This is a genomic window from Priestia sp. LL-8 (genome assembly GCF_036227845.1).
GTDB classification, from domain to species: domain Bacteria; phylum Bacillota; class Bacilli; order Bacillales; family Bacillaceae_H; genus Priestia; species Priestia zanthoxyli.
Genome location: NZ_JAZAQH010000001.1, coordinates 1,618,589 through 1,636,395 on the forward strand (window position 1 = coordinate 1,618,589; position 17,807 = coordinate 1,636,395).

The window sequence follows — 17,807 nt, forward strand, 5'->3', positions numbered from 1 at the left end:
AATATACTGATGCTTGGGGAACCATTTACACTATTAAGGCCTATTTATTACCTGATCGCAGTTTTTTCAGTATGCAATTTTATGTATGTAATTTTCTTGAGAAATAAAGTCAAAGCAAGTAGTTATGTAATCATCAATTCCTTCTTCTTTTTAATAATTGCAGCAGTCTTATTGTTTCAAGAAGGCATCATTGTAGATGAATTTAATCGTTCAGGAGATTCTGTAACCTTCTATTTAACTATATTATTAGGGGTTTTATTTATAGCTACTTTCATTTTTCAAAGAAAGAAGATAAGAGATGAAAATTGAAAAAAATACATATAATCATTTTCGCTGCAGCTTTTAATATGTGCTCATTTATGCAAATTGAGTATGTTTGAGCTATAAATCTAAAACAAATAAACAGAAAGGGTTTTTCTATTGAGTACGTTTACTAAAGTAGTACCGTCAACTTTTATACTTCTCTATATAGTATTTTTCTTTTTAGATATTTCTTATCATTATGGTGTTCCTTATTCATATAGCTTTTTTCTTTTTTTATTTTTGTCGTTAATATCCCTAGTTTTATGTTTAGTAATATGGTTTAAGGACAGGGAACGTCTTTTTCTATTTTTGGCTGTAGTTTCAATCCTCCAACTTACGTTTACTGTTTTTATTTATCTTTTGCCAGAAGCAGGAACTAAACCATTAATTTATGAAAAAGTAATCACAAAAGAAGATGTTTTACATAAATAAGCTTACACAAAAAAACTTCAAGAATGTGTATCTAGTATAAGGCTATTAAAGAGATCCCCTTAAATAAAGAGGATCTCTTTGATGTAGGTGTTTGTAATAGTAAGTATATTAACTAGAGCTGTATACTTTTTCATTAAAAAGCGTTGTTTCATACTTATTAAAAAAAGAAATGTGTACAGTTAGTTGAAGAAAAGAGATCTGTCACTATAGGATTCTTTTCTTGCTTTTAAAAAACCATTAATTTATATTTTAACCATAATATGTTATAATGTTTAAAAAATGGTGGTGTGACAATGAGCGAAGATAAAGAAACACCTGAAAGAAGAAGAGAGAGACTAAAACAAGAAGAGATAAACAGAAATCCAGCTGGAAATATGAATGATGCATTTAACAGAAATGAAGCTGGAAATCTATCTGGTTTAGCAGGCAGCTTAGGATGGAAGGGTCTAGGTGTACTTATTGCTGTAATGATTATAGGTTTTATCTTGACATCACTATTTTTACAATAATATCAGGTTTATAAATTAAAAATACTGGAGGCGTTATTTTGAAAAACTATGCAGTGTTTATTGGTAGTTTTATAGTGTTGCTATTTGCTTTTCAAATTGTTTCTGGTCTATTTCTTACACTTACATATGTACCTGAGACTTCACAGCATTTGAGTAGCTCAACGGTCAGTATTTTTTCTTTTAATTATCCATTTTTAAGTTCTATTATAGCGGCCACTTTTTCATTTATTATTTCAAAAAAAGTATGTAAAGTTAAAAAAAGCACCTATAAATGATTAGGTGCTTTTTTGTGCTGAGAACATTCATTATGGTTTTTAACAACTGCAGGTTTTCCTTTTTATGGTATTATATATAGATACCTATTCAATACTGCCGAAAGAAGGAGATAATGAATGTTGCAATCACTGATTTTTGATATGGATGGAACGCTGTTTCAAACAGATAAAATTCTAGAATTATCACTTGATGATACCTTTAACCATTTGCGTACACTCAACCAGTGGGATACTAGTACTCCTATTGATAAGTATCGTGAAATCATGGGTGCACCTTTACCCAAAGTATGGGAAGCTTTATTACCTACTCATTCAGATGAAATAAGAAAGTATACGGATGACTATTTTTTGAAAAGCTTAGTTGAGAATATAAAAAAAGGGAAAGGCGCTTTATACCCCAATGTAAAAGAGGTCTTTAGCTATTTAAAAGAAAATAATTGCTCCATTTACATAGCAAGTAACGGTTTAAAGGAATATTTAGAAGCGATTGTAGACCATTACGATTTGAATAATTGGGTGACAGAGACATTTAGTATTCAACAAATCCAAACGCTCGATAAAGGACATTTAGTCAAAACGATTATAAAGAAATACGATGTAAAGCACGCAGCAGTAGTAGGAGACCGCCTATCTGATATCAATGCTGCAAAGGATAATGGTTTAATGGCAGTGGGGTGTAATTTTGATTTTGCTCAAGTAGCTGAGCTTGCGCAGGCTGATGTGGTAATAGATGATTTGAAGGAGTTAAAAACTATTGTATCTAACATAAATAGTAGCTTGTCAATCTAATAGACTGATCCTCGTACATAACTATTATAGATGGTTAATGTCTCAATTATAGACCTAAATCTACTGAAGTTGAAACATAAATAATGAGTGGTTCCCCTGCAATTTAAAATGTTTACATAATCTTTTCTTGTCATTAATAAATGGTTTACAATACTGAGCTATGCTTAGGTTAAGATTTCCAAAATAGTTTTATATTAAAAATAATTCTATAAGAAAGGAGATTTTTGATCATGACTTCGCATATGACTCGTAAATCTGATAGCGCTCACTTATATATTAGAGGATATAAGATAAAATTGACACTCAGCCAGTGGAAGCTTGTAAGCACTCAGAGATAATGGTTAACCCAACTATAAAAGAGGAAAACCTCCATCTTAATTTAGATGGGGTTTTTTGCATTTCTTTTATTAACCTTTTAATTGATTAACTATTTAGACTTTATAATAAAAAAGACTAATAAAAGTTAAAAAATGTAATAAAAAAGAGGAATATTATTTAAGTGAAATTAAAATAAAGTACAACTAAATATGCATTTTTTAAATGTTTTACCACTTTTTATTGACCATAAAAATTTAAAAGAATTAAAATAAATATAAAGTAAGTAGTTACTTACATTTTAAAATTAGTTTTTAGGAGGATGAATATTTTTGATGTATAGTTTAAGTTTTCAAAAGGTCGACGAGGCAAATGAACGAGTTGGAGCAAAAGCTTTAAACCTTATAAAAATGAAAAGAAAAAATTTACCGATTCCAGATGGATTTGTTATTCAAACGGAAGCTTTAAAGCGATATATTGAATGGAACGGGATTGATCGTCAAACGGATAATATACACGAGAGAATTTTACACGGGGAAATTCCTATTGAAATTGAATCGGATCTCATAGAGGCATTTCGAAACCTAAAGTGCTCTTATACGTCGGTAGCTGTTCGTTCATCATCTAGTGCTGAAGATTTAGAAGGTGCATCTTTTGCTGGCCAGTATGAAACCTATCTTAATGTGAAAAGTACCGAGGATTTTTTGAGTAAAGTGAAAGCGTGCTGGGCCTCATTTTTTACTGAAAGAGTCGAACAATATACTCAAAATATGTATGCTAATTTTGATGAAGTTTCAATGGCAGTTGTTGTTCAAGGGTTAATTCAGTCCGAAGTATCGGGAGTGATATTCAGTCAAAATCCTGTCACTCATAATACAAAAGAAATGATGATTAATGCCAGCTATGGATTAGGAGAAGCCATTGTATCGGGCTTAGTAACACCTGATGTTTACCTAGTTAATAAACAAACTTTTAAAATAGAGAAAGAAAAAGGGCTAAAGGAAGTAAAGATAATTCCACTTGCTGAAGGCGTTGAAGAAATCGAAACAACGGAAGATGAGCAGCAAAGGTTTTGTTTAACAGACGAGAAAATCATTGAATTGGCCGAAATAACAAAAGAAGTAGAAGCTCTTTACCAACATCCCGTAGACATAGAGTTTGGGGTTCAAGACAATCAAGTATATCTATTACAGGCAAGAGCTATTACCACATTAACAGAGGCCAAAGAATTAACTCCTTTCCAAAAAGATATATCTTTAAGTTTCGACGATATGGAAGAGTTTTGGATTTTAAATGACACAAGTTTTTCTCATGCTGTTAGTCCTTTGTACGCTTCATTTATTATTCCGGCATTTTCTGAAGGAACAGCTGCTAGTTTTAAAAAATTAAAGTTTATGTTTAATAGACTTAATTTAAAACTTTATAAAGGTCATATCTATACAAAAATGGAGCCTTTTAAAGGAGATTCTAATAAAAGATTCCAAGAAAATAAAGAATTGATGGAAAGTATTTATCCAGTCTTAACAAAGCGAATGAATCAAATGATTACGGAACAATTCTTGCCTTACTATAACAAATTAAATAGTTTTACCCATGAAAATCTAACCCTTCAGAGAGGAAAAGAGATTCTTCAAAGTTTAGCTGATTTTTATAAAGTGGCATATGATCTGCACTTTGATATTGTTATGCCTCAAATGTCTTTAAATACTATAGTTGAAGAGTACTATAAAAACCTTACAAATAAAAAATCTGGACATGATGTTTATGAGCTATTGACGGGGAAAATGAACAAATCGTTGGAAACTGATCAGGAGCTTTCTGGACTTGCTTTAGCAGTGAAAAGAGATAGTGAACTTACTGAAATCTTTCAAGAAGAATGCACAGAAACTTTAGTGGAAAAGTTAGAGGAAAGTGAAGCAGGAAAAAGCTTTATGGCTGAATTAAATACTTTTCTAAAACAGTATGGATATCGAAACGTTGTAAGTCACGATTTTGTAGGAGAAACTTGGCTAGAGAATCCTCTTCACGCATTATCAATTATTCAAGGGTATGTTAATGACAATTACAACTTTGATGAGAATTTCAAACAGACGGTCAAGAAACGTGAACAGAACTATAATGAATTTCTGGAACAGATAGCGGATAGCAAACACAAAGAAGAATTTAAAAAATATTATCAGTGGGCATTAGATGCGTCCGTTATAAGAGATGATCATCATTTTTATATCGATGCAATGTTGGATGCAAAAGCTCGTTTATTCCTACTTAAGCTAGGTAATTTACTAGTTAATCATCATGTTTTTCTAGTGAAAGAAGATATTTTCTTCTTATATCTTGATGAACTAGAGTCTCTTTTAGAAAATCCAGTAGACATGACCCAATTAATTGAGAAACGTAAAGAAGAACATGTAGAACATGAGCAAACGTCTAATTTACCTAGATACTTCGGAGTCCCTGAAGCAGCTCAGCTGAAAGAAGCTGAGAAATATATGGGAGCTATTGAGGAAGATGACGCGAACAGCGAACATTCTATTAAAGGATTAGCCTCTTCTTCAGGAGTCTATACCGGAAAAGTAAAAGTTATTTCAAACACAAAGGAATTTTACAAGTTAGAAAAAGGGGACGTTTTAGTATGTAAGACCACTACTCCACTTTGGACTACTTTATTTCAAACTGCGGGGGCTGTTATCACCGACGCTGGAGGTATTCTTTCTCATTCAGCAATAATTGCACGTGAATATGAAATTCCTGCAGTAGTTGGTACAAAAATAAGTACGGATAAGCTAAAAGATGGCGATATGGTTATGGTCGATGGTACGAATGGAATTGTGACGCTTTTAAATGAATAAATAATTCTCTTCACTTCCATTTGACAACAGCTCTTTTTCCTTTATATACTGCCTAATGGAAAGTAAATACTTACATTCAGGAAGCATAAAGGATGATCAATATGAAAAAAGATGAAACAAAAAAGAAGATCACAAAAGCTACAATAGAGCTGCTTAAAGAAAAAGGCTATAAAGGTACTACCACTAGAGAAATTGCAGAACAAGCTGGCGTTAATGAATTGACGGTTTTTCGCCACTTTGGCAATAAAGAAGGCATTATTCAAGCTATTGTCAAAACAACAAGCTTTTCGCTTGAAATTTTTGATAAATCAATTGAATGGGAGCTTGAAAAAGATTTGACGAATTTCGGTTACCTGTTACTAAAAGACTTTGATAATAACCGAGACATGATTTCAATTGCTTTAAAAGACCCTTTAATTTTCTCACAAGCGCACGAAGAAATTATAAAAAAAATTAATGATACGAAAGAAATATTAAAAGAATACTTTGAAGAAATGCAAAAGAAAGGATATATCAAAGAATTAGATTGCTGCACACAAGCAGAGATTTTCCTAAGTACGTATTGGGGATATTTTATGTATAAACTAAATTTCGGAGACAAAGCCTTACATGCTGATTATCAAGATATGATAAAAAATAGTATAAACACGTTTATAAAAGGAATTTCTCTCCATTAAAAGGAGGCAATAATGTTTGGGTAAACATAAAGAGCTTATCTTGATTATTTCATTACTAATTGGGACATTTCTTGTACCAATAAATTCGACCATGATTGCCGTTGCTCTATCAACCATATCAGCTCATTTTAATGAACCACTTGCAAATATTTCGTGGGTAGTAACTATTTATTTAATTGTAATGGCTGTTACTCAGCCTATCGCTGGAAAGCTAGGAGATTTGTACGGAAACAGAAATATCTATTTATGGGGCGTAGTGTTCTTTCTTATAGCATCTTTAGGCTGTATATTTTCAACTAATCTCATTTCCCTTATTATCTTTCGATCACTGCAGGCAGTAGGAGGAGCTTTACTTACTCCAAACACTATAGCAATCATTAGATATGTGGTACCAAAAGAACGGCTCCCTAAAGTTTTAGGTATATTTGGAATGGGGATGGGTTTGGGTGCTGCAATTGGACCTTTATTAGGGTCTGTCCTGCTTGAAAACTTCAATTTGGAAGCTATATTCTGGGTCAACGTTCCTTTTCTTTTCTTAGCCTTGATCAGCGGAATAGTTATGATTCCTAAATTTAATGTTAAAAAGCAAACAAGTACTTTAGATATTCAAGGTTCCATTTATTTAGCAATTAGCATTTCTTTATTAATCTTGTTGACACACGGTATGGAATTTACTAAGGCTTTAATAATGGGAATAATATTTATTCTATCTACAATTTTGTTTATCAAAAGAGAAAATACGGCAGAAAACCCAATTATCGATTTTTCTTTATTTAAAAATCCCACCTTTACAAGCGCTAATTTATCTATTATGCTTAGCAACTTTGTTATGTATGTGATTTTATTAATTATGCCGCTGTTAATGAAGTCTCAATTTCATTTATCTACAGCGCAAACAGGGCTTGTTTTATCAGTTTTTTCGATTTCAATGTCTTTAAGCGGCTGGATAGGTGGATTATTAAACAATAAGTTTAGTTCTAAAAAAGTGATTGGGTTTTCTTTTGCTATGATCATTTTCTCCAATATTCTTTTTCTATCCTTAGAGAACGTTGGATCTATTTTTTTTCTTATAGCGGCTTTAATTATTGGAGGTTTTTCTACGGGAGTAGGTTTAACAAGCATGCAGGTTGCCTCGCTTGATTCCGTAAGTAAAGAGCAATCTGGTACAGCCTCTGGCATATACTCGACGTTTCGCTATTTCGGGAGTATTATTTCGTCCACGCTTATCGCTCTTGTTACAAGCTATAACTACATCTTTATTATTTTAGGGATATCAGGGGTAGTAGGTTTACTAGTAGCTAGGAGCATTAAATCTGGCAGCCAAGACATGATAAGCAGCAATAATTCCAGTGCAAAAGCATAGTTATTTTTTGATAAAGCTTTTGGTTATATACACAATTTACTAATTAATCAATAAAAAATAAGTACTGCTTCTAAAATAGGAGCAGTACTTATTTTTTGCTTAAAAATCTTAGAAAAAACAACAGATGAATTCATCTGTTCCCTTCAAAAATGACTTGTTTTAAATAAAAAAATTCTAATAATTCAATCTTGTTATTGACGAACTCGCATTTCAGATGTACACTTAAGTCACAAAGCTACTTAGTATACAAGTTACCTAAGTATACTAAATTATATTTTAATGAATATATCATTTAGAAAACAGCAAGTCATAAATTAATGAGGTGACTAAAATGAAAGAAATTAGTATTGAAGAATTAAAAGAAAAAGCCATTCAATTAAGAAAAACAGCACTTACAATGATTTATGGAGCACAGTCTGGCCATCCAGGAGGTTCACTTTCTGCAGCTGATATTATGGCAGCGCTATATTTTAAAGAAATGAATGTTGATCCGCACAACCCTAACTGGGAAGATCGTGATAGATTTGTACTTTCTAAAGGTCACGTTTGTCCCATTCAATATTCGGCTTTAGCTTTACGAGGATTCGTTCCCTATGAAACGATATACACGTTAAGAGAATACGGTTCTCCGTTTCAAGGACATCCAGATATGAAAAAGTGTAACGGTATTGATATTTCAACAGGCTCACTAGGACAAGGACTTTCGTGTGGCGTAGGTATGGCAATCGCAGGGAAACGAGATTTCAAAGACTATAGAGTTTTTTCTTTAGTAGGAGACGGAGAATGTCAAGAAGGACAAATTTGGGAAGCTGCTCAAACAGCAGTTAAGTACCAATTAGATAATTTAATTGTATTTGTAGATAATAACAGACTTCAAATCGATGGATTTTGTGATGAAATTATGCCACTGCAAGATTTAGAGAAAAAATTTGATGCGTTTGGTTTTGAAACAAAGCGAATTAATGGACACTCCATGGAAGAGATTGTAGAAACATTGGATGAAGTAAGAGTAGCGAAGAATGGAAGACCAAAATGTATCATCTGTGACACGGTAAAAGGTAAAGGAGTTTCATTCATGGAGGATGTGGCTGATTGGCACGGGGTTGCTCCTAATGAAGAACAATATCATCAAGCAATGGAAGAAGTAGCAGGAGGGTTAAGATAATGAGCATACTAGAAAAAAATCTTACAGTAAAAAAAGCTACGAGAGAAGCCTTTGGAGATGAAATCGTAAAATTAGGGAAAGAAAATAAAAATATTTATGTCATTGATGTAGATATTGCAAAGTCGTGTAAAACAGTAAACTTTATCAAACAATTACCCGACCAGCATATTAATGTCGGTATTGCAGAGCAAAATGCAGCTGGGTTAGCAGCTGGACTTGCTACGACTGGTAAAATTCCTTTTGTAAGCACTTACGCGGTTTTTGGTTCGTTAAGGATGCTTGAACAAATTAGACAAGAAGTCTGCTATCCTAATTTAAATGTAAAGATTGCTTGTTCACACGGCGGTTTAACGCCAGCTAATGATGGCGGAAGTCATCAAGCTATAGAAGATATGGGTGTATTAAGATCGGTTCCAAATATGACCGTCATTATGGGAGCTGACTATTATTCTACTAGAAAGCTAGTAGAACAAGCTGCTAAAGTGTACGGACCTGTATATCTTCGTTTTACTCGCGATACGGTTCCAATGATTTACGATGAAAATGAAGAGTTTACAATTGGAAAAGCGAAGAAAATTAAAGATGGAAGCGATATCGCTATTATTGCCAACGGCGATACAGTACGACTCGCTTTAGAAGCAACGAAAGAGTTAGAGAAACAAGGCATATCTGTGAAATTACTAGACATGCATACGATTAAGCCTTTAGATCGAGAAGCAGTGGTTGACTGCTTAAATATTGGAAAAATCATTACGGTTGAAGATCACAATATTCTAAATGGCCTTGGCAGTGCCGTATGTGAAGTAGTTGCGGAAGAAGGAAAAGGTACAGTTCGAAGAATTGGTGTACAGGATCAATTTGGACAATCTGCACCTTATGAAAAACTATTAGAGTTAAATGGAATTACTGTAGAAAATATTATCAAAACAGCTAAAGAACTGATTTAAGACTAACTATATTAAATAGATAAAGCTAACAAGATGGGGGAAATATAATATGTTTGATTTAAAAGAAAGAGTAGCGATTATTACTGGTAGCGGTTCCAAAAAAGGAATTGGACGTACAATCGCCCTGACACTTGCAGAGCAAGGAGCGGCTGTTGTTATAGCAGATATTAATTTTGATGGTGTGCAGGATACAGTAAATGCAATAAAAGAAGCTGGCGGAAAAGCCTTAGGAATAGAGTTAAATGTAACAAGTAAAGATTCTTGCGATGCGATGGTTAAAAAAACACTTGAAGAATTCGGTAGAATTGATGTTTTAATTAATAATGCAGGGATTTCTCAAAAGGTTACCGTTCAAGATATGACGCTTGAAGACATTACAAGAGTGTTTAACGTTAATATGTTTGGGTTGTTTCTATGTACGCAAGCAGTATTAGAAACAATGAAAGATCAAAAGTATGGTCGAATTATAAGCCTGTCTTCTGTTTCGGCTAAAAGAGGTGGAGGCGTGTTTGGGGGACCTCACTATTCGGCATCTAAGGCAGCAGTACTAGGTTTTTCAAAGAACTTAGCGCGCGAGGTAGCCTTAGATGGCATTACGGTTAACTGTGTAGCTCCTGGACTCGTTAATACAGAAATTTGGAAGTCTCTTCCTGAAGAAGATGCAAAGTCTGTGATTGATAGTATTCCTATGGGTAGACCAGGTGAAGTAAAAGAAATCGCTGCTACCATTGCCTTTTTAGCTTCAAAAGAAGCTTCTTATATTACAGGAGAAGAAATTGATATAAACGGTGGCTCACATATGGATTAATATTCAGGTTCGTTATACAGGCATGCCATTATGGTATGCCTGTATAGCTGTTTATTGATAAAATCATTAGCAAAATGAGAAACTGACTACATAAATAAGGATTTTTTTGCTAGAAGATGCTAGGCTTGTTGCCCCTAAAAATAGAACAGTATATAATAATTATGTCTACTTAATTATGAATAAAATGAGCTAATAATTATAGAGAGAAGTGATTTCCATTAGTTTTAATCCAGTTTCCAATAATAAATTATATATTCAAATTTATAATCAAATTCTTTCTGAAATTCAATCTGGAGCGTTTCAGGTAGGAGATAAACTCCCTGCTGAAAGGGAGCTGTGTGAACAATTTGGTGTAAGTCGAGTGCCTGTTAGACAAGCCCTTAGCGCGCTGGAATTGAACGGTTTTATTTATTCTCGTCAAGGAGAAGGTGTATATGTTAAAGAGTTTCAAACAGAAGCTGAAAATTCTCAATCGACACTTTTAACGGAATCTACTTCCCCCGAAGACATTGTAGAAGCAAGAATGAACATAGAGCCTCTTATTGTACGCTTTGCAGCTTTGAGAGCTACAGAAGAAGATATTAAGGAACTGCGTGCAACAATTGATAAGATGGAGGAAGAAACGAACGCAGGGGTGTATGTACCAGAAACAGATGAAGCCCTACATAATGGTATAGCGAAGGCTTCTCATAATGATTTATTTATTAGTATTATGGCGGCTATTAGCAATGCGATGAAACAGCAGGAAATGTGGAAGTTTATAAGAGATCGAACCGTCACTAGACCTGACTATAGAGAAGTTAATTTTAATGAGCATAAATTACTTATCAATGCAATTGAACAACATAACGAAGAAGAAGCTGTGAGAATTATGAATTTTCACATGCAAAATTTATATGATCGCTATTGGAAAGCCTAATTCCAACTGACTTTCTATCAAAAGCATATCAAATATTAAGTTAAAAGGCAGCTAATGTGTAGCTGCCTTTTTTGCGTTTAAAAAACCGCATAAAGCAAGCACTTTTCTATAATGCCAAATTACGCATTCTTCTCCTCGATTAATAAAATTCAGAAAATGTTTAATTTAATAATTATATTGACAATTGTTAGGTATGTAAGTACACTGTTTATATAAGGTAACTTAGTATACAAGTAGCTAAATCAATAAAACGGAGGTAATGTAAATCTTAAAATTCATTTTTTTTTGCAGCTTGATATTTTTTGAAGAGATTAGCAGAGGGGTTCAAAAATGTAAGCGTTTTTTATCGTTACCGTGCGTTACAAATGTTTTGGATTATTAGGATAGAAATTAGAAAGTAGATTTATAATGTTTTCATATCGCTAGTAAGGTTTTGTTGTATGAGATTTTCTAATAGTTTTTACTTTTTTAAATGATAAATAATACAGGGGGATACTTCGCGTTTTCATTTTTTATATTTCCATATGAAAAGGATTACAGAAGTAGGGACTAGATTTACTTAGACTTAGAAATAGATCAATCATCTTTTTGTATAAACTTTTAATTCTTTTTGTCAATTAGCCTAGGGTAAATACTCGGGTCAAAGACCGAAGAACGTGAAGAGGAGAAAGATGATAACCCAGGGGAGGAATTATTTTGGATCCAATTAACTTAGAACGTTCAACTACCAAAAAAGTAACGTTAAGGCTCATTCCATTTCTATTTTTATGTTTTACCATATCTATACTTGATCGAGTAAATATTGGGTTTGCTGCATTACAAATGAATGAAGACTTAGGTTTTTCTAATGCTGTTTTTGGATTAGGGGCAGGGATTTTCTTCCTTGGCTATTTTCTTTTAGAAGTACCTGGAAGTGCTATGATGACGAAAGTCGGAGCTAGAAGATGGATTAGTAGAATCATGATTACATGGGCAGTAATTGCTATTTTAATGGCTTTTATCCAAACGCCATGGCAGTTTTACACCGCAAGATTTCTTTTAGGAATTGCTGAAGCTAGCTTTTATCCTTGTATGGTCTTTTATCTAAGTGGTTTTTATCAAACAAAACATCATGCAAAAGCAATTGCTGGATTTATGATTGCGATCCCTGGTGCTAATGCAATAGGATCTCCTCTTTCTACTTACTTATTAGGTATTGACTGGTTAAACATGGCTGGATGGCAATGGCTTTTCATTTTGGAAGCGATTCCAGCTTTAATCTTAGGTATCATATGCTTCTTCTATCTTGACGACAAGCTTGAGGATGTAAAATGGTTGACTAACGAGGAGAAGAAATGGTTAATCGACGTGACAACAAAAGAGAAGTTAGAAAAACAGGAAGCCAAACACTATACATTTGCTCAGGCCTTAAAAGATCGTGACGTATTAACCTTATCTTTAGGATACTTTTTCTGGATGGTTGGCTACTATGGCATAGTCATGTTTTTACCGACAATTTCAGAAGGGTTATCTAAAACTACTTCTCTTAGTACACATGCGATGGGATGGATTTTAGGATTAATGTATGTTTGTGCAATGGTAACTATGATGTTGGTTAGTAACCACTCTGACAAGAAAAATGAAAGACGCTTTCACGTCGTTGCTTGTTTAGTAACAAGTGGAGTGGCATTAATTATCAGTAGCTACGTTGCAAATACGAACATTGTTTTATCATTTGTATTCTTAACAATAAGTCTTTGTGGAGCGTTCGGGGCATATTCTCCGTTTTGGGCAATTCCACCATCTTTCTTAACGGAAGCTGCTGCTGCAGGTGCCATTGCTCTTATCAATAGTATTGGTAATCTAGGCGGTTTCTTCGGACCGTATATTGTGGGATACATTAAAGATCTAACAGGATCTTTTAATGCTAGTATGACATTTTTAGGTATTAGCATGTTCGTAGCGTCCTTTATCGTAGCCTTTTTATTAAAACAATCAGGAAGAGCTATTAAAAAAAATACAGTCGATCAATTAGAAAAAACTAGTTGATTCTTGTTTGAAAAAAATTTGTACTATTAGAAAGAGGCCGGCAATTAGTCTCTAGAAACTTTCGGCCAACTTTCTTACATGGATAAGAATAACAGGGGTGTATGGCAATGATGAAGCTCGGAGTTTTAACAAGTGGCGGAGACGCTCCAGGAATGAATGCTGCTATTAGAGCAGTAGTCAAAACAGCTAACTATCATAACATAGAGGTAATGGGAATTGAGGGTGGTTACAAAGGTTTAATAGAAGGTAAACTTCATAGATTAGCCTCTACGGATGTAGATTATATTGTGGATAAAGGAGGGACATTTTTAAAAACCTCCCGGTGCCCAGAATTTATGAAAGAGTCGGGCAGAATAAAAGCCTTAAGTATATTAAAGGATCATGGAATTAATCATTTAGTAGTAATCGGCGGTGATGGCTCTTTTAAAGGAACACAGAAATTACACGGATTAGGTGTAAATGTCATTGGTATACCGGCAACGATTGATAATGATTTATCTTACACAGATTATTCACTTGGATTTGATACTACATTAAATACGATATTAGAGTGCCTCGGTAAAATTAAGGATACAGATTTATCTCATGAAAAGACGACGATTGTGGAAGTAATGGGAAGATATTGCGGAGATTTAGCCCTGTACTCTGCTCTAGCAGGAGCAGGAGAAATTATCTCGACACCGGAAAGGAAATTAAGTTTTGAAGAGATATGTTCCAAACTGAACGAGAAAATGAAAAGTGGCAAAAAAGATAACCTAATTCTAATTACTGAAAAAATGTACGATATTCAAGATCTGCAAAAATATGTTGAGGATCGATTAGATATTAGCGTACGGACCAGCATATTAGGTTTCATTCAAAGAGGAGGGCAGCCATCCGCATTTGATCGTATATTAGCAAGTAAAATGGGGATTGCAGCAGTAGAATTATTAATCAAAGGGTATTCTGGTAGAGCTGTAGGAATCAAAGAAAATAACTTAATCAATGTAGATATTGAAAAAATTCATTCGAAATTATCTAGTAATGATGATAAATACAGCTTACTAGATACCATTCTAGCTTAAGGATATCTTTTCTATCATACAGTGATTTATCAAAATAGAGATAAAACGAATTTGTCTCCAAAGAAATGTATTTGAATACAAACGAATTTTTCTAATAAAAAGGAGGAAATAGACATGAACAAGCAGGTTAATGTAAAGCAGGGAACTATCGTTTGTCAAGTATGTGGAAAAGTTATTGAAAGTGTAGACAACTCTGAAGGGGTTAAAACATGGTACGGGAAGTGTTCTGAGGATTGTTCTAGAAAATAACGTATCGGTAAAAAGAGACTCCAAAATTATTAGAATTTTAATTAAGAATACAGCTGAACAAGGAGAGTAATCTTATGAAAGTCATAATTGCTTCAGATCATGGTGGAATAAACATTCGTAAAGAGATTGTAAATCTGCTAGATGAAATGTCCATAATATATGAAGATATAGGCTGTGAATGCAGTAGCTCAGTCGATTATCCGGACTATGCGATCCCAGTTGCCCAAAGAGTAGCAAATGGAGAAGCCGATTTTGGAATTTTAATCTGCGGTACGGGAATTGGCATGAGTATTGCCGCTAACAAAGTAAAAGGAATTCGTTGCGCACTCGTTCATGACGTTTTTTCAGCTAAAATGACACGTGAACACAACAACACGAACATTTTAGCCATGGGGGAACGAGTAATCGGGCCAGGTTTAGCCCGTGAAATTGCGAAGACTTGGTTAACAACTCAATTTGTTGGAGGGCGTCATGAAAATCGAATCTGTAAAATTACAGAATACGAAAATGTATTAGAACCTTCGCTTGAAAGAAAATAAAGACAGAAAAGGCAAGAATCAATTTGATTCTTGCCTTTTCCTATTATTTCACTTACTGATATGATGATTATAGATCCTATCAGAATAGCAAAACTAACTATTCCAATTCCCATACCAGTTAATCTTCCGTAAAAGCAGCTTATTATGACAACACTGAGACTAATTATTTTGCAATTAAAATAGATGTATAAAATATGCCTGATTTATTCTTGGGAGTTAAAGAAGTTTGTTTGCTAATGAAGAAATCTGTACGGTTAGTATCTATATATAGGAGGAAGCGAGCATGCAGGGTAAAACGATGATAACAAAAGTTTTGGCTTACATAACTAGAGTTAATGATCATCATACAGAGTTATTAGTTTACAAACACAGAGATTATCCAAAAGCAGGAATTCAAGTTCCAGCAGGTACTGTAGAAGAGGGCGAAACAATTGAAGAAGCATTATATAGAGAGGTCAAAGAAGAGTCTGGATTAATGGAGTTTTTATCGGTGAACAAAATAAAAACATACGTCTATCATCATGAAGGTAAAAGTCAGTATCATGAACGACATGTTTTTCATTTAGAAGTTCAAAAAGAAACGGCAGAACGGTGGGAATATAAAGTGAATTCTAAAGGGGAAGATGCAGGATTAATCTTTTCCTATTATTGGGTTCCTGTTGGAGCTGTTCCAAAACTAGCAGCAAATCAAGATGATTGCATTAATCAGTTATTCGTATAGCTTTAAATTTACTAATAAGATACTATAGAGACTAAAAATTAATAGGTGATTGTGGTCCGTGATTTATGGAACCTAAACAAAAGCACCCACTTATTTATGGGGCCTTTTGTTTTAGGTTTTTTATAGGAATAGTTTGGACTTTATGTAGGTGCCAATAGCCAGTATGCCTATGACACTTATTAATCTATCTTTATTTCTACACTCTCTTTTACTCTTTTCACGTGTAATCTTCAACGTGACTAGTTTCTTTACGTTCACTCTCAGGTTCTGGGTGTATTAACACCTCTGAATCGGGAAATTTGCGAAGAATATCTTGCTCAATTCTGTCGCATAGATCATGCGCTTTGTGAATGTTGTAATATGATGGAACTACTAAATGAAAGTCAATCCATTCGCTTGGACCAGACCGTCTTGTACGAAAGTTATGGTATTCGATAAACTCTTGTTTGTGGGAATTAATAATGTGTAAGATAACCCGTTCTTCATCTTCCGATAGACTGGCATCCAATAAAGGAGGAAATGATTCTTTCATTAATTTATAGGCCTCAACAATGATATAGATGGCTAGCACAATTCCAATAATCGGATCTAAAACATACCACCCAGTGAGATTTACAAGGAATAAACTTATAGCCACACCAAGTGAAGTATAAACGTCTGTCAGCAAGTGAAGAGCATTTGATTTCATCGCCATGGATTTTGTTTCTTTAGCTGTTTTATGAACGATTTTTGAGACAATAAAATTAATTACTGCCCCAAACAGCATAACAAGAATCCCTAAGAAAGGAAGTTTAATTGGTTCGGGGTTCATGAGTTTATGAATACATTCGTAGATAATCCAAATACCTGCTACAAAGATTAATAATGTTTCAATGGTTCCAGAGATATTTTCTACCTTTCCGTGTCCATATCGGTGGATCTTGTCAGCCGGCTTTTTAGATATTCGAACAGAGACAAAGGCAATCAAGGAAGCTGCTAAGTCTAGAGACGAATGAATACCTTCTGATATAACTGCAACTGAACCTGTAAAGACGCCTACAACTATTTTTAAGACAACCAGAAGAGAGTTACTCATAACAGAAAGAAAAGCAATTTTTGAAGAATTCAATAAATTCACCACCTATAAGAGATGAATTAATGATATCAAGCGAATTGCAAGTGGGTCTACAGCAACGTTTTTTACCATTTTTCAATAAATTAGGGAAGTTAAAAATAGTGTCGCTAAGCCAAATTCTTGCCGAATTAATGATAAATGCAATGTTTTATTGAGTTGCAAAATAAAAGTATCCATCTCCTGATATACTTATTTAAAAACCCTACTAAAAGGAGAATAGGAAACATGCTTAATCAACTAAAGCTGTGGGCTAAAAAGCTAAAAAAGCAGCTATTTATCTTATACTTAGCTTATAAAGATGAACGAGTATCTTGGTATACCAAAGTATTTACTGCTTGTGTGGTTGCATATGCCTTCAGTCCAATCGATTTAATTCCTGATTATATACCGGTTTTAGGCTATATTGACGATATAATCATAGTTCCTTTAGGAATTATGATTGCTTTGAAGATGTTACCTAAAAGTGTAATAGAGGACTGCACAATAAAAGCAGAAGAGCTCATTCAAAACGAGAGGCCTAAAAACTGGATTGCGGGTTCAATTATTATCATAGTATGGCTACTTATTTTTATGTGGAGCTGTTTTACTGTTTTTAAGTTTTTAAACTGAATGCAATCTTACAAAGAAAAATATATATGAGGTTTACTATTGAGCGTTATGATACAAAATGGTACCTGTAGAATATTTTGCATTAATCCTTGCAGTTAGCGGGGTCATCATCTCTTTGATACTAGGTATACA

The 17,807-nt window shown here is 33.8% G+C and carries 17 protein-coding genes; 16 read left to right on the forward strand and 1 reads right to left on the reverse strand.

Annotated features, from left to right (window positions below):
- The first annotated feature begins 9 nt into the window (after window positions 1–9).
- The 15 genes from U9R83_RS08140 (at window position 10) to U9R83_RS08210 (ending at window position 15,952) form a co-directional block, all read left to right on the forward strand.
- Window positions 10–309, forward strand: coding sequence for a hypothetical protein (locus U9R83_RS08140; RefSeq protein ID WP_014460749.1), 300 nt, complete (start codon window positions 10–12; stop codon window positions 307–309).
- Between the two features lie 719 nt (window positions 310–1,028).
- Complete coding sequence (locus U9R83_RS08145) at window positions 1,029–1,244, forward strand: DUF6366 family protein (protein WP_243549056.1); 216 nt, start codon at window positions 1,029–1,031, stop codon at window positions 1,242–1,244.
- Between the two features lie 392 nt (window positions 1,245–1,636).
- The gene (locus tag U9R83_RS08150; RefSeq protein ID WP_182421133.1) at window positions 1,637–2,308 is read left to right on the forward strand and encodes an HAD hydrolase-like protein; all 672 of its coding nucleotides are present in this window, start codon (window positions 1,637–1,639) and stop codon (window positions 2,306–2,308) included.
- A gap of 650 nt (window positions 2,309–2,958) precedes the next feature.
- Window positions 2,959–5,472 (forward strand): PEP/pyruvate-binding domain-containing protein, encoded by a 2,514-nt coding sequence (locus U9R83_RS08155; protein WP_243550315.1) that lies wholly within the window; start codon window positions 2,959–2,961, stop codon window positions 5,470–5,472.
- A gap of 101 nt (window positions 5,473–5,573) precedes the next feature.
- Complete coding sequence (locus U9R83_RS08160) at window positions 5,574–6,149, forward strand: TetR/AcrR family transcriptional regulator (protein WP_226555725.1); 576 nt, start codon at window positions 5,574–5,576, stop codon at window positions 6,147–6,149.
- 16 nt (window positions 6,150–6,165) lie between these two features.
- On the forward strand, window positions 6,166–7,512 hold the full coding sequence (locus U9R83_RS08165) for an MFS transporter (protein WP_115653490.1): 1,347 nt from the start codon (window positions 6,166–6,168) through the stop codon (window positions 7,510–7,512).
- Window positions 7,513–7,825: 313 nt separating this feature from the next.
- Window positions 7,826–8,677: a transketolase gene (locus U9R83_RS08170; protein WP_286171390.1), complete on the forward strand. Its 852-nt coding sequence runs from the start codon at window positions 7,826–7,828 to the stop codon at window positions 8,675–8,677.
- Complete coding sequence (locus U9R83_RS08175; RefSeq protein WP_115653492.1) at window positions 8,677–9,624, forward strand: transketolase family protein; 948 nt, start codon at window positions 8,677–8,679, stop codon at window positions 9,622–9,624. The genes U9R83_RS08170 and U9R83_RS08175 overlap by 1 nt, the downstream gene beginning before the upstream one ends.
- Window positions 9,625–9,673: 49 nt before the next feature.
- Entirely contained in the window at window positions 9,674–10,432 is a 759-nt protein-coding gene (locus tag U9R83_RS08180; RefSeq protein ID WP_115653493.1) for an SDR family NAD(P)-dependent oxidoreductase, read from the forward strand.
- Between the two features lie 208 nt (window positions 10,433–10,640).
- Window positions 10,641–11,351, forward strand: a complete 711-nt coding sequence (locus U9R83_RS08185) for a FadR/GntR family transcriptional regulator (RefSeq protein WP_057238279.1) — start codon at window positions 10,641–10,643, stop codon at window positions 11,349–11,351.
- A gap of 696 nt (window positions 11,352–12,047) precedes the next feature.
- Window positions 12,048–13,379, forward strand: coding sequence for an MFS transporter (locus U9R83_RS08190; protein ID WP_115653495.1), 1,332 nt, complete (start codon window positions 12,048–12,050; stop codon window positions 13,377–13,379).
- 107 nt (window positions 13,380–13,486) lie between these two features.
- A complete protein-coding gene (gene pfkA / locus U9R83_RS08195) occupies window positions 13,487–14,443 on the forward strand; it encodes a 6-phosphofructokinase (RefSeq protein ID WP_181903701.1) in 957 nt (318 codons plus the stop codon).
- 114 nt (window positions 14,444–14,557) lie between these two features.
- A complete protein-coding gene (locus U9R83_RS08200) occupies window positions 14,558–14,692 on the forward strand; it encodes a GapA-binding peptide SR1P (protein WP_115653496.1) in 135 nt (44 codons plus the stop codon).
- A 74-nt stretch (window positions 14,693–14,766) separates the two neighbouring features.
- Window positions 14,767–15,231: a ribose 5-phosphate isomerase B gene (gene rpiB / locus U9R83_RS08205; protein WP_115653497.1), complete on the forward strand. Its 465-nt coding sequence runs from the start codon at window positions 14,767–14,769 to the stop codon at window positions 15,229–15,231.
- Window positions 15,232–15,514: 283 nt separating this feature from the next.
- Window positions 15,515–15,952, forward strand: coding sequence for an NUDIX hydrolase (locus U9R83_RS08210; protein ID WP_182421131.1), 438 nt, complete (start codon window positions 15,515–15,517; stop codon window positions 15,950–15,952).
- Window positions 15,953–16,169: 217 nt separating this feature from the next.
- Here U9R83_RS08210 and U9R83_RS08215 read toward each other — a convergent pair whose 3' ends face one another.
- Window positions 16,170–17,060: a cation diffusion facilitator family transporter gene (locus tag U9R83_RS08215; RefSeq protein WP_014460740.1), complete on the reverse strand. Its 891-nt coding sequence runs from the start codon at window positions 17,058–17,060 to the stop codon at window positions 16,170–16,172.
- A gap of 231 nt (window positions 17,061–17,291) precedes the next feature.
- Between U9R83_RS08215 and U9R83_RS08220 the strand changes: the two genes are divergently transcribed.
- Window positions 17,292–17,675: a YkvA family protein gene (locus tag U9R83_RS08220; RefSeq protein WP_182421130.1), complete on the forward strand. Its 384-nt coding sequence runs from the start codon at window positions 17,292–17,294 to the stop codon at window positions 17,673–17,675.
- Window positions 17,676–17,807 lie beyond the last annotated feature (132 nt).